The sequence below is a fragment of the Pseudomonas sp. GW821-FHT09D08 genome, assembly GCF_059416305.1.
In genome coordinates this window covers 21,021-33,947 of record NZ_JBWKOX010000011.1, presented here as the reverse complement: position 1 = coordinate 33,947, position 12,927 = coordinate 21,021, and the positions used below count along the sequence as shown (strand labels likewise).

Here is a 12,927-nt window from a genome sequence, read left to right as displayed (position 1 = left end):
CCATGACCAGTCTGAAAGCCCACGAATTGTTCACGCCGCCCTGCCAACTGCAGGACCAGACCGACCTGCCCCGGGTCGGCTTTCGCGGCGCACAAAGCGCCGAGTACCTTACCGCGCGCGGCTTCACGTTGCCGGGCGCGCCCAACCAAGCCAGCGCACAAGCGGACGGCAGCTGGGTGGCGCGCCTGTCGCAGAACGAATACCTGGTGCTGGGCAGTCCGCAGGATCAGGGGCAACGGATTGCCGATGAAGAAGCGCGTTGGGAACTGGACCACCGCGCCAATTACCTGCTGCCGCGCCAGGACAGCCATGCCTGTGTGCGACTCAGCGGGGGCGTGATTGCGCAGGTGATGGCGAAGCTGTGCGGGGTTGACTTGAGCGACCCGGCGTTCAAGCCCGGGATGGTGGCGCAGACGTCAGTGGCGCGGGTCAATGCGATTGTCATCCACACAGGGAGTGTGGAGCTGCCGGCGTTTCATATCCTCTGGGATCGCGCCTCGAAGGAATACTTCGAGGGCGCGTTGCGGGATGCGTTGGAGGAGTTCGGCGGAGTGGCTCAGTCGGTGTAGCCCAACCGCACCGCCCTGATCTTCCGGGTGTGTTGACGTGTCGCCAGGCAGTAATACAACGGGCACGTCACCACCAGTCCCACCAGCCACGACAGGTCCGCGCCTTCCACCAGGTTGGCCCACGGCCCCACATACAGCGACGTATTGGCAAACGGCAGTTGCACGATGATGCCGATGCAGTACGCCACGATCGCATGCAGGTTGAAACGCCCATACACTCCGCCATCGGCCCGGAAGATCGAGGCAATGTCATAGACCCCGCGCTTGATGATGTAGAAGTCGATCAGGTTGATCGACGCCCACGGCACCAGCACCAGCAACAGCGCGAGGATCAGGCCGATAAATTGCGAGATGAAGTCCGCCGACGCGCCCAACGCCACCACGCAGCAACCGGCCAGGACCACGCCCGACAGCAGCACGCGCACCTTGATGCTCGGGGTCCAGTGGCTGGCGAAGGTCTGCACCGAGGTGATGATCGACAGCACCGCGCCGTACAGATTCAGGGCGTTGTGGCTGATGATATTGAGCAGGAACAGCACCATCAGGATCGGCCCCAGCCAGCCGGTGGCTTGCTTGACCGCGACCATGGCTTCGGTGCCTTCGGGCGTGGCCAGTGCGGCTACCAGGCCAAAGGCGAAGGACAGGATGGTGCCGAGGGTGGCGCCCAGGTAGGTCGCAATGAACGGCCGGGTGATGCCGATATCCGCCGGCAGGTAGCGCGAGTAGTCGCTGGTGTAGGGCGAAAAACTGATCTGCCAGATCACCCCCAGCGACACGGTGGCCAACCAGCCAGCGGCGTTGAAGCCGCCACGGGTCAGGAAATCTGCCGGCAGGTCATGGGCGAAGATGTAGATAAAACCGGCCAGCAACGCGCTGCCCATCACCCAGGTGCCGATGCGGTTGAGGCTATGGATAAAGCGGTAGCCGATCACGCCGATGGCGGTGGCGCTGAGGGCGCCGATCAGGATGCTCGCCGGCACCGGCACCGACGGCACGATGCCGACGATGGACTTGCCGGCCAGGACGATATTGGAGATGAAAAAGCCGATGTAGATCAGTGCGGCGAAGAACACGATCAGCAGCGCGCCGTAACGGCCGAACTGGCCACGGCTCTGCACCATCTGCGGGATGCCCATGCGCGGGCCCTGGGCCGATGCGAGGGCAATCACGATGCCGCCGAGCAGATGCCCGAGGGCAATCGCCAGCAGCCCCCACGCCAGATTGAGATGGAACACCTGGGCCACCATGGCACCGGTGACGATCGGCAGCGGTGCGATGTTGGTGCTGAACCATAAGGTGAACAGGTCGCGGGCCTTTCCATGGCGCTCTGCGAGGGGGACGTAATCGACCGTGTGATGCTCGATCAGGGGGTCTTGCCGGGACATCTGGGGCATGGAAATGAACTCGCGTTTGTCTGATCTTATAGTTGTTTGACGCCACACCGGGGGAGCTCTCTGGCCGCCCCTCAGATGAACACCATATTATGGTATTCCAACATTTTCACAAGACTGATCCGTAGTCTCAGCGCCCATCTGATCCGCAAGTGTGCCACAGCGCAACCTGCTGTTTCCTGCCATGGTGCCCGTATTTATTGGCTATAAGCCCCAGCCTTGACGTTCATCGGGCAACTGAAAAAGCGGTTGCATCGATTGTATTACGGTATACCATCAGACCTAGAAACCATAAAAACCGCTTTACCCGCAGAGGACCGCCCCATGATCGATGCCGCTATCTACAAACAAGTGATGGGTTCGTTTCCGTCCGGGGTCACCGTGATCACCACGCTGGATGACGACGGGCAAATCGTCGGGCTGACCGCCAGTGCCTTCAGCTCGTTGTCCATGGACCCGGCCCTGGTGCTGTTCTGCCCCAACTACAGCTCCGACTCGTACCCGGTGTTGATCAAGAACAAACGCTTTGCCATTCATGTGCTTTCCGGTGGGCAGCAAACAGAAGCCTATGCCTTTGCGCGCAAGGGCAAGGACAAGGCCCAGGGCATCGAGTGGACCCTCAGTGAGCTGGGCAACCCGATCCTGGCGAATGCCACGGCGGTGATCGAGTGCGAGTTGTGGCGCGAATACGAAGGCGGCGATCACGCGATCATGGTCGGCGCAGTGAAAAACCTGATCGTGCCCCGGCAGAACGCCGGGCCACTGGTGTATTGCCACGGCAAGATGGGTGCGTTGCCGATGCCGGCCTGAGCCCCTCCCACAGTTTGATTGCGGGTGTCAGCCCGGTAACCGGTTGAGAGAAAAATTTTGCGGACATTCCGTATTATGGTATACCAACAATCAATCCGCCGAACCGCCGTCATCACTGGCAGGCTTCACATTGGCGAGAGCACTTAAGGGCCCGCAGTCGACAGGCCGATCACAATAGATCCGAGGTAAGCGTCATGAAGTTTTCCCTGTTCGTACACATGGAACGTTGGGACGAAAGTGTCAGCCACCGTCAGTTGTTCGAAGACCTGACTGAACTGACCCTGATGGCCGAGGCCGGCGGTTTCAGCACCGTATGGATTGGCGAACACCACGCCATGGAATACACCATCTCGCCAAGCCCGATGCCGCTGCTGGCTTACCTCGCGGCCAAGACCACCACCATTCACCTGGGCGCCGGCACCATCATCGCGCCGTTCTGGCATCCGTTGCGGGTGGCGGGCGAATGCGCCTTGCTCGATGTGATCAGCAACGGGCGCATGGAAGTCGGCCTGGCCCGTGGCGCTTACCAGGTAGAGTTCGACCGCATGGCCGGCGGCATGCCCGCCTCCAGCGGCGGCCAGGCGCTGCGCGAGATGGTGCCGGTGGTGCGTGCGTTGTGGAAAGGCGACTACGCCCACGACGGCGACATCTGGAAATTCCCCACCTCCACCAGCGTGCCAAAACCGATCCAGCAGCCCAACCCGCCGATGTGGATCGCCGCCCGCGACCCGGATTCGCACAACTTCGCGGTAGCCAACGGCTGCAACGTGATGGTCACGCCGCTGATGAAGGGCGACGAGGAAGTCCTCGACCTGAAAAACAAATTCCAGGCCGCCCTCGACAACAACCCCGGCGTACCACGCCCGCAACTGATGGTGCTGCGCCACACCCACGTGCATGCCGCCGATGATCCGGACGGCTGGAAAGTCGGGGCCAAGGCGATCTCGAAGTTCTATCGCACCTTCGATGCCTGGTTCGGTAATAAAGAGGTGCCGGTGAATGGCTTCCTGGCACCGAGCCCGGAAGAAAAATTCGCCGCCCGCCCGGAGTTCGAACTGGAAAGCCTGCACAAGACCGCGATGATCGGCACCGCCGAAGAAATCATCCCGCGCATCCGTTACTACCAGGAGCTGGGCGTGGATGAGTTCAGCTTCTGGTGCGACAACAGCCTGCCCCATGCCGAGAAGAAGAAGTCGTTGGCGTTGTTTATCGAGCAGGTGGTGCCGGCGTTTCGTTGAGAGGCACGCGGCGCAGGCGTGGTTGCTGTCAACCACGCCTGCGGCTGATGTACCCACTGACACCCTGATAAACCCCCAGCAACAGCCCCGCCAGCAGCAATGTCCATTGCACGCTCAGCGCCGCCGCCAGCAGGCCGGCCAACAATCCGCCGATGGCTTCAAAGCCGAAACGCATGGCGATATAGAACGCAATCACCCGACCGCGCAACGCTTCCGGCGCCGCGCTTTGCAGGGTCATATTGCTGCTGACATTGCTCACCGTGATGCCGAAGCCCAGCCCGGCAAGCGCCGCCAGGGTGAACCACAGCGGCGGGTTGGCCGCCACCGCGCACAGCGACACCGCACAGACCAGCGTGCCGAGCACGATAAAGCGGCCCAGGTTCGAAGCACTGCCGGCAAACGCCAGGAAGATCGTGGCCACAAACGCACCGGCACCGGCTGCGCCCCACAGCCAGCCGAGGGTTTGCGCATCGCCGCTGAACGCATGCTTGGCCAGGATCGGCAGCAGTACGGTGTAGCAGGACGCCAACAGGTTGACCATCACCACACTGACCAGCAGCCGCCGAATCGCCAGGGTGGTCCACAGGTAGCGCAGACCTTCGCGGAAAATCTCCCCGGTAGACCCTTTGGCCCGGGCCTGCGCTCGGCTTTGCACCCTGCCCAGGCCGATCAGCAACATACCGAACGCGATGGAGGTGAGCACAAAGCAACCGGCCTCGCCGCTCCAGTTGATCAGCAAGCCGGCCAACGGCGGGCCGATAAAGCGTGCGGCATTGATCAGCATCGCGTTGAGCACAAGGGCGTTGGGCAGGTCTTTGGGCTCGTCGACAAAGCTCGCGATCAAGGCTTGGCGCAGCGGCGTTTCCAGGGCGTTGAGCAGACCCAGCAGAAGCGCCATGGCAATGATCACTTCACGGCCCATCCACTGCTGCCAGGTCAGCACGGCCAGGGCCAACGATTGCAGGGCCAGGGCGGCCTGCACCGCCATCAACAGGCGGCGCTTGTCATGGCGGTCGGACCAGGCGCCCGCCAGCGGTCCCACCAGCAGCTGAGGCAACAGCGTCAGAAACGCAATCGCCCCCAGCAACACGGCCGAGCCCGTCAAGTGATAGGCGAGCCAGGACAGCGCGACCTGTTGCACCCACTTGCCCAGGGTGGAAAGGCCCTGGCCGACAAAGTAGATCTGGAAATTTCGATGGCGCAGCGCGCGCACAGGCGCCGGCCAGCGGGAGGGGGAAGCAGGATTCAAATAAACTCGCAGCCCTTTTGTGTGAGCGATTTCAGGACCCAGGTGCGGTCGTTCTCGCCCAGCGCGATCTGTTCAAGCTGCTTCTGTTCAGCGGCATGCTTGGCGTAGGCGCGATCATACACCTCGCCGACCTGATCGAAGGGCACGCAGAGCAAGCCATCTTCGTCACCGATCACCAGATCGCCCGGTTCGATCACCATGCCCGCCACGGCAATCGGTACGTTCACCTCACCCGGGCCGTCCTTGTACGGGCCGCGATGGGTGATGCCGGCGGCAAACACCGGGAAGTCACCGGCACCGATACTCGCAGCATCGCGAATGGCGCCATTGATCACAATGCCGGCCACGCCTTTCTTGATCGCGTACGCCACCATCATTTCGCCGATCAGTGCGTTGCTCAGGTCGCCGCCGGCGTCGACCACAATCACGTCGCCAGGCTGGGCGATATCCAGGGCGTAATGCAGCATCAGGTTGTCCCCAGGCCGCGCTTTGACGGTCAGCGCCGGCCCCACCAGCACGCCCTGGTGGTGCATCGGTTGCAGGGTGGCGCCACCGGCGGTCATGCGGTTCATCGAATCGCTGATATTGGCGACGGGCATTGTCCGGTAACGCTCGACCCACTCGGCAGCGACTTTACGTTGCTGCTTGAGCACTCTGAATCCGATGGACATGGGGCATTCCTCTTGTGGTTTTTATTAAACGTGAAAATTAATAAAATGAAATGGCATTTCGAAATTAACACTGCAATTTAAAACTGACAAGACTCACCCACAGCGGCTTCGGCACATGAAAAACGGTTTAAGGCTGAATAAAACCCTTAATTCGTTGAATAACACGGGGTTGCACGCATGCACTCAACCGTTTCGCGCAAATCAACAAAAATTATTTATTGCAACGCCATTTCATTATGTTAGGTTTCGAGCACTGTTGAGCGACATCACGAACCGCCAACTGCACACAGATAAGAAAACCAAGGTGCGCCAAATGACCCGAACTCTCCTGCTGACCGGCCCGCAATTAACTGCCGAAGCCATGGCCCACGCCGCCGCCCATGGCGTGCGCGTAATCCCTACCACCCCGTATGCCCCGGCCGACGAACTCACCGCGATCATTGCCCGCGAACAGCCGGACGCAATCATCGTGCGCCAGGGCAAACTGACCCGGGACATGATCAATGCATCGCCCGCGCTGAAGATCATCGCCAAGCACGGCGTGGGCTACGACACCATCGACATCGCCGCCGCCGCTGAACGCGGCATCCCCGTCACCATCGCCCTGGGCGCCAATGCGCAATCGGTGGCTGAGCATGCGCTGGCGCTGATGTTCACCGTCGCGCGCCAGACTGCCCTGCTCGATGCGCGCATGCGTGACGGCCATTGGGACAAAGCGACCGCCGTGGGCATCGAGCTGTCCGGCAAGACCCTGGGCCTGGTGGGCCTGGGCGCTATCGGGCGAATCCTGATGGAACTGGTAACGCCGCTGCGCATGACCATCAAGGTATTTGATCCCTACTTGAGCAACCTGCCCGACCTGCCGAATGTCGAGCGCGGCGAGGACTTCGATGCCTTGCTGGCGAGCTGCGATATCATCAGCCTGCATTGCCCGCTGACCGAGCAGAACCGCAACCTTTTCGGCGCGGCGCAATTCAAGCGCATGCGCCCAGGCAGCCTGTTGATCAACACCGCACGCGGCGAACTGATCGATACCGAAGCGCTGGTGCAGGCGCTGAGCACCGGCCAGATCGCCGGCGCCGGCCTCGACACCTTCAACCCCGAACCGCCACCCACCGACTCAGCGCTGTGGGGCCTGCCGACCCTGGTCGCCACCCCCCACGTAGGCGCCAACACTGCCGAGGCGCGCGATCGCGTGGGCCTGCTGGCCGTGCAACAGATCATCGACTTCTGGGACGGCAGCGCACCGGAGCCGCGCGCGGTGGTCAACCGCCACCTGTTCGCACACTGATTGAACGCCCATCGCCCGACCGTCACCCAAGGAAGGTCGAGCTCATTACGCTTCTCCAAAAAAAACAAAATGGGAGAGAGTCATGCCTATCAGTTCTACCGACATCAGCGCGATCGAGCGCTCAACCATGCGCAAGGTGGCGTGGCGACTCCTGCCGTTCCTGATCCTTTGCTACCTGCTGGCAATCATTGATCGCGGCAATATCGGCATGGCATCCCTGCAGATGAACCAGGACCTGGGCCTTACACCGGCGATCTTCGGCTTTGCCAGCAGCCTGTTCTTCGTGTCGTATTTCCTGGTGGAAGTGCCAAGCAACCTGGCGCTGCAACGTTTCGGCGCACGGGTGTGGATTGCGCGGATCATGATCACCTGGGGACTGATTTCCGCCGGCACCGCGTTTGTGACCGGAGCCAATTCGCTGTACGTGATGCGCTTTTTGCTGGGTGCGGCCGAAGCCGGCTTCTTCCCGGGCGTGCTGCTGTACCTCACCTACTGGCTGCCAGCGGCATACCGTGGACGCATGGTGGCTATCTTCATGGTCGCCATTCCCGGCGCCAACTTCATTGGTTCGCCGCTGTCCGGCCTGTTGCTGAGCCTGGACGGCTGGTTCGGCATGCGCGGCTGGCACTGGCTGTTCATCATCGAGGGCATCCCCGCCGTACTGCTGGGCATCGCCTGCCTGTTCGTACTCACCGACCGCCCCGAACAGGCCAAGTGGCTGAGCAACGAACAACGCAGCTGGCTCACCGGCCGCCTGGACGAAGAGCGCAGCCGCAAGACCGCCATCGGGCATATCTCGCTGTGGAAACTGCTGCGCCACAAGCACATTTGGGTACTGGCACTGATCTACTCCGGGGCGTCGGCGGCCGGCAGCACCATGAGCGTGTGGGCGCCGCAATTGCTCAAGACGTTTGACCTGAACAACCTGGAAATCGGCCTGGTCAATGCCATTCCCTACGGACTGGCTTCGGTGCTGATGATTCTGTGGGGACGCAGCTCCGACAAGAGCGGTGAACGCCGCTGGCACACCGCGATGACCTTGCTGCTGATCACCGCCGGTTTGCTGCTCGCACTGGTCACCTCCTCGCTGGTGGCGACGGTGTTCATGCTGTCCATGGTGTTGATCGGGGCGTACTCAATGAAGGGGCCGTTCTGGGCACTGGTTTCGACCTGGCTCTCGTCCTCCACTGCCGCCGCCGGTCTGGCCGCCGTGGGCGCGATGGCCAATCTGATTGGTGGCGGCATCATGGTGAATGTGTACGGCACCATTCACCACGCCACCGGCAGTTACGCCCTGGCCCTGTTGCCGCTGGCGGCGCTGTGTGCCGCCGGTGCCGTGATGGTGCTGCTGATGGGGCGCAGGCAGATGCGGGATTTGAGCGGCACAGGCGAACTGATCGCCCGGTAACGCGCTGAAATCGCTGTACGCTCAATCGCTTGGCATTGCTCCCTGCGGGCAATGCCAGTATTTTGCAGCGTACCCGCCCCCCCTTCAAGGAGCCCCCCATGGTAAAAACACGCCCACGCCCCGCCGTCACCGGAGTTGCTTCGGCTGATCGGGTGCTGACCGTGCTCACCGCCTTCAAGATGGGGGACACGGCCCTGGAACTGGCCGAGCTGGCCGCGCGCACCGGGCTGATCAAGAGCACCATCATGCGCCTGATGGTGTCACTGGAAGACCACGGCCTGATCACTCGCCTGGCGGACGGTCGCTACCAGCTGGCGACCGAGATCATGCGCTTGAACACGGTGTACCAGGACGGCCTCGACCTTGAGCGCCATATCACCCCGCTGCTGCATCGCCTGACCCAGGAAACCGGCGAAACAGCTTCATTCTATGTGCGCCACGGCGCCTACCGAATGTGCCTCTACCGGGTCAACTCCCCGCATCACCTGCGCTTGCACCTGCAACCGGGCGACACCCGCCCCATGGACGGTGCAGCCGGTGCCGAAGCGTTACGCACGCCGTATTCGCTGGCGGCGAAGATGATCAAGCCGTTGTTTTCCCATGGCGCCACCGACCCCCACGCCGCGTCGATGGCATTGCCGATCTTCGGCCCAGGGGAAAACCTGATCGGTGCCCTGGTGCTGTCCGGCCCGGCCAGTCGCCTGACCGCCGAGCAGGCGCAGACATTGCACCCCCTGTTCCAACAGGCCGCCGTCGAGTTGACGCGCAGCCTGGGGGGCGACGCACTGGAGGACGGGGAAACTGCGCAGAAAAAACCTCGCGGCAAAAAACCAGCCGAGGCGTAAAACCAAACCCACCCCGTATGTGGCAACCCGCTTACGCGCTGCCACATATTGCCCAAGGCGTGCCTACACTTCAGCGACACGCGCGACATTTAGCCCCAGCCCATCATCGCAGCACCTGTAATAGTCTATTGCAGGACTCTAATGTACTAACCAGTTAATTATCTTGCTAAAATCGCGTCTTTGCCCTCTCTCACTCGAGTCCTTTCGACATGAAACGAGCATCGCGCGCCACTGGCGTCTCTAGATTCCTACTCCTGGGCCTGGGCGTAATCATCGCCCTGCTCGGCCTCGCGCTGGCCGTTGGCGGCGCCAAATTGGTGAGCCTTGGCGGTTCCTGGTACTTCCTGGTCGGCGGCGTGGCCATGGCGGTTTCCGGCCTGCTGATTGCCCGGCAAAAAACCGCAGGTGCATGGCTGTTCGCGGCGTTCCTGATCGGCACGGCCATCTGGGCGGTGGCGGATGTGGGCCTGGTGTTCTGGCCGCTGTTCTCGCGGCTGTTCATGTTCGCGGTCATCGGCCTGGTGGTGGCGCTGGTGTATCCGCTGCTGGCCGGCCGGCCCGCGCGCGGTGCCTATGGCGTTGCCGCCGTGCTGGCGGTGGGCGTGGCGGTGGCGGCGGGCAATATGTTTGTCGCCCACCCCAGCGTCGCCCCGACCGGTGCGGGCCCAGGCATCACGCCCGTGGCCGCGGCCGACGCGCAGAAAGACTGGGCCCACTACGGCAACACCGAAGGGGGCAGCCGCTTCGCCGCGCTGGACCAGATCAACCGCGACACTGTCGACAAGCTCAAGGTGGCCTGGACCTATCACACCGGTGACGTGGCCCTCAGCGACGGCAACGGCGCCGAAGACCAACTCACGCCCCTGCAGATCGGCAACAAGGTGTTTATCTGCACGCCCCACAACAACCTGATCGCCCTCGACGCCGACACAGGCAAAGAGCTGTGGAAGAACGAAGTCAACGCCAAGTCGGCGGTGTGGCAGCGTTGCCGGGGCATGGCGTATTTCGACGCCACCGCGCCGATTGCCCAGCCGACCCAGCCCAACAGCTCGCCGATCATCGCCGCCAGCGTTCCCGCCGGTGCGCAGTGCCAACGCCGCTTGCTGACCAACACCATCGATGCGCGCCTGATCGCCGTGGATGCCGACACCGGTAAATTCTGCGAAGACTTCGGCACCCACGGCCAGGTGGACCTGAAAGCCGGCCTGGGCAATGTGCCGGACAGCTACTACCAACTGTCTTCCGCGCCGTTGATCGCCGGGACTACCGTGGTGGTGGGCGGCCGCGTCGCGGATAACGTCCAGACCGATATGCCCGGCGGTGTGATCCGTGGCTTCGATGTGATCAGCGGGCAAATGCGCTGGGCGTTCGACCCGGGCAACCCTGAAGACAAACAAGCACCAGCCGCCGGCAGCACCTATGTGCGCAGCACGCCCAACAGCTGGGCGCCGATGTCCTACGACCCGTTGATGAATACGGTCTTCCTGCCGATGGGCAGCTCGTCCACCGATATCTACGGCGTGGAACGCACCCAACTCAACCACAAATACGGCGCTTCGGTCTTGGCGCTGGATGCCTCCACCGGTGCTGAAAAGTGGGTGTACCAGACCGTCCACAATGACCTGTGGGACTTCGACCTGCCGATGCAACCGAGCCTGATCGACTTCACCCCACCGGGCAGCGACAAGGCGGTACCGGCGGTGGTGATCGGCACCAAGGCCGGGCAGATCTATGTACTCGACCGCGCCACCGGCACGCCGCTGACCGAGGTCAAGGAAGTCCCGGTCAAGGCCGCCAACATTCCGAACGAGCCTTATTCGCCGACCCAGCCCAAGTCCGTGGGCATGCCGCAGATCGGCGCGCAGCCCCTGAGCGAGTCGGACATGTGGGGCGCCACCCCGTACGACCAGTTGCTGTGCCGCATCGACTTCAAGGGCATGCGCTACGACGGCCTGTACACCGCGCCGGGTACGGATAAATCCCTGAGCTTCCCCGGCTCCCTGGGCGGCATGAACTGGGGCAGTATTTCCACCGACCCGGTGCATGGCTTTATCTTCGTCAACGACATGCGCCTGGGCCTGTGGATCCAAATGCTGCCGTCGCAGAACAAGGCCCAGTCTTCGTCCGGTGGCGAAGCGCTGAACACCGGCATGGGCGCGGTCCCGCTCAAGGGCACGCCGTATGCGGTGAACAAAAACCGCTTCCTGTCGGTGGCCGGCATCCCATGCCAGGCGCCGCCGTTCGGCACCCTGACCGCCATCGACATGAAGACCCAGAAAGTCGCGTGGCAAGTGCCGGTCGGCACCGTTGAAGACACCGGCCCCCTGGGCATCCGCATGCACCTGCCGATCAAGATCGGCCTGCCGACCCTCGGCGGCACGCTGTCGACCCAGGGCGGCCTGATCTTTATCGCCGGCACCCAGGACTTCTACCTGCGCGCTTTCAACAGCGGCAACGGCGATGAAATCTGGAAGGCCCGCCTGCCCGTCGGCAGCCAGGGTGGCCCGATGACCTACGTGTCGCCGAAAACCGGCAAGCAGTACATCGTGATCACCGCCGGCGGTGCGCGCCAGTCCACCGACCGTGGCGACTACGTGATCGCCTACGCCCTGCCATAACCCCCTCCTGGCGCGGTGCCCCGGTACCGCGCTGTCTGGACTGGATCGCTCTTCGAGCAAGCAATGCTCGCGTTCAAGTGCAGGCGGTCACCTCTGGACCGTATTCGCATCATTGTTTCTATCGGTCGTTATCAAAAGATAAACAGCTACCAGGAAACAGTACGCAAGCATCACCAGAGCACCCAACACCAAAATGCCATATCGGGCCATGCTCGCTTCAAACCCTATGAAATCCTCATACACCCGAACTTGCGCAACGCCGTCGCTGTAACCGATGTACACGTCCTGCTCTTTTAGCGTTTTTAAATCACCCTGAAAATGAATCCAGAGCGTGTACACACCGTTTTGCACAATCGAAGGAATGACAACACTGCTGACCGGATCAGGCATCACCGTATCAGAGCGCGAATCATCCCTGATCTGGACCAGTCCCTTTGCAGGCAGCTTGATGTGTACATCCTTGATGACCTTGCTGCCGCTGTTCCTCAGCGTAATCAACAGGCTTATGGGGTAATTGTCCGGCCCTTTTTCGAACGGCGCATCGAGTAGCGCGAGGTAAGGCGCCTGGCTCAGGTTGACCATTTTATCGATCTGTTCATGGCTGAGCGCACCGTCACCAATGCGCTTGATGCTGTCATACAAATTGGCGTACTTGAGCTTTTCAGCAGTACTGCCTAAACGCTCAGAGAATTGACGGGGTGCACTTTCATACCGGTAGGACAGATCAGCCTCGAGCTTAGTGTCATCCTTGAAAGCCACGTATATCCCGGTAATTGATCCCAGACCCGTCACTAGGGCCAACAGAAATTTTCCAACGTTTCCCCAACTCAATGTAAT

General features: G+C 61.8%; 11 protein-coding genes. 7 read left to right on the top strand and 4 right to left on the bottom strand.

Annotation, left to right across the window (positions count from 1 at the left end; genetic code table 11):
- Nucleotides 1-2 precede the first annotated feature (2 nt).
- Nucleotides 3-569: a sarcosine oxidase subunit gamma gene (locus AC07OP_RS19170; RefSeq protein ID WP_065939713.1), complete on the top strand. Its 567-nt coding sequence runs from the start codon at nt 3-5 to the stop codon at nt 567-569.
- On the opposite strand, the gene AC07OP_RS19165 is transcribed toward AC07OP_RS19170, so the two are convergent.
- Entirely contained in the window at nt 557-1,963 is a 1,407-nt protein-coding gene (locus AC07OP_RS19165; protein ID WP_495102166.1) for a purine-cytosine permease family protein, read from the bottom strand. The two genes, AC07OP_RS19170 and AC07OP_RS19165, sit on opposite strands and share 13 nt — an antisense overlap.
- A gap of 321 nt (nt 1,964-2,284) precedes the next feature.
- Here AC07OP_RS19165 and AC07OP_RS19160 point away from each other — a divergent pair, with 321 nt between their 5' ends.
- Nucleotides 2,285-2,770: a flavin reductase family protein gene (locus AC07OP_RS19160; protein ID WP_115489020.1), complete on the top strand. Its 486-nt coding sequence runs from the start codon at nt 2,285-2,287 to the stop codon at nt 2,768-2,770.
- Between the two features lie 194 nt (nt 2,771-2,964).
- Entirely contained in the window at nt 2,965-4,008 is a 1,044-nt protein-coding gene (locus AC07OP_RS19155; RefSeq protein WP_012723539.1) for an LLM class flavin-dependent oxidoreductase, read from the top strand.
- A 28-nt stretch (nt 4,009-4,036) separates the two neighbouring features.
- Here the strand turns inward: AC07OP_RS19155 and AC07OP_RS19150 are convergent, their stop codons facing one another.
- Together AC07OP_RS19150 and AC07OP_RS19145 are read right to left on the bottom strand one after the other, a co-directional pair.
- Entirely contained in the window at nt 4,037-5,221 is a 1,185-nt protein-coding gene (locus AC07OP_RS19150; RefSeq protein WP_495102165.1) for an MFS transporter, read from the bottom strand.
- A gap of 32 nt (nt 5,222-5,253) precedes the next feature.
- Nucleotides 5,254-5,928: an RraA family protein gene (locus tag AC07OP_RS19145; RefSeq protein WP_495102164.1), complete on the bottom strand. Its 675-nt coding sequence runs from the start codon at nt 5,926-5,928 to the stop codon at nt 5,254-5,256.
- A 313-nt stretch (nt 5,929-6,241) separates the two neighbouring features.
- Between AC07OP_RS19145 and AC07OP_RS19140 the strand changes: the two genes are divergently transcribed.
- The 4 genes from AC07OP_RS19140 to AC07OP_RS19125 all read left to right on the top strand — a co-directional run bounded on the left by AC07OP_RS19140 (nt 6,242) and on the right by AC07OP_RS19125 (nt 12,090).
- Nucleotides 6,242-7,219, top strand: a complete 978-nt coding sequence (locus tag AC07OP_RS19140; RefSeq protein ID WP_495102163.1) for a hydroxyacid dehydrogenase — start codon at nt 6,242-6,244, stop codon at nt 7,217-7,219.
- An 82-nt stretch (nt 7,220-7,301) separates the two neighbouring features.
- Nucleotides 7,302-8,627: an MFS transporter gene (locus tag AC07OP_RS19135; protein ID WP_027603564.1), complete on the top strand. Its 1,326-nt coding sequence runs from the start codon at nt 7,302-7,304 to the stop codon at nt 8,625-8,627.
- A gap of 98 nt (nt 8,628-8,725) precedes the next feature.
- Complete coding sequence (locus AC07OP_RS19130) at nt 8,726-9,472, top strand: IclR family transcriptional regulator (protein ID WP_027603563.1); 747 nt, start codon at nt 8,726-8,728, stop codon at nt 9,470-9,472.
- A gap of 209 nt (nt 9,473-9,681) precedes the next feature.
- Nucleotides 9,682-12,090, top strand: coding sequence for a glucose/quinate/shikimate family membrane-bound PQQ-dependent dehydrogenase (locus AC07OP_RS19125; RefSeq protein WP_495102162.1), 2,409 nt, complete (start codon nt 9,682-9,684; stop codon nt 12,088-12,090).
- Between the two features lie 87 nt (nt 12,091-12,177).
- On the opposite strand, the gene AC07OP_RS19120 is transcribed toward AC07OP_RS19125, so the two are convergent.
- Nucleotides 12,178-12,849 carry a hypothetical protein gene (locus AC07OP_RS19120; protein ID WP_495102161.1) on the bottom strand — a complete coding sequence of 224 codons (672 nt, stop codon included), beginning with the start codon at nt 12,847-12,849 and terminating at the stop codon, nt 12,178-12,180.
- Nucleotides 12,850-12,927 lie beyond the last annotated feature (78 nt).

Excerpts from the sequence above, each read along its gene's own strand:
- AC07OP_RS19160 (WP_115489020.1), top strand. The coding sequence starts at position 2,285 with ATGATCGATGCCGCTATCTACAAACAAGTGATGGGTTCGTTTCCGTCC.
- AC07OP_RS19165 (WP_495102166.1), bottom strand. The coding sequence starts at position 1,963 with ATGCCCCAGATGTCCCGGCAAGACCCCCTGATCGAGCATCACACGGTC.
- AC07OP_RS19170 (WP_065939713.1), top strand. The coding sequence starts at position 3 with ATGACCAGTCTGAAAGCCCACGAATTGTTCACGCCGCCCTGCCAACTG.
- AC07OP_RS19125 (WP_495102162.1), top strand. The coding sequence starts at position 9,682 with ATGAAACGAGCATCGCGCGCCACTGGCGTCTCTAGATTCCTACTCCTG.
- AC07OP_RS19130 (WP_027603563.1), top strand. The coding sequence starts at position 8,726 with ATGGTAAAAACACGCCCACGCCCCGCCGTCACCGGAGTTGCTTCGGCT.
- AC07OP_RS19145 (WP_495102164.1), bottom strand. The coding sequence starts at position 5,928 with ATGTCCATCGGATTCAGAGTGCTCAAGCAGCAACGTAAAGTCGCTGCC.
- AC07OP_RS19140 (WP_495102163.1), top strand. The coding sequence starts at position 6,242 with ATGACCCGAACTCTCCTGCTGACCGGCCCGCAATTAACTGCCGAAGCC.
- AC07OP_RS19155 (WP_012723539.1), top strand. The coding sequence starts at position 2,965 with ATGAAGTTTTCCCTGTTCGTACACATGGAACGTTGGGACGAAAGTGTC.
- AC07OP_RS19135 (WP_027603564.1), top strand. The coding sequence starts at position 7,302 with ATGCCTATCAGTTCTACCGACATCAGCGCGATCGAGCGCTCAACCATG.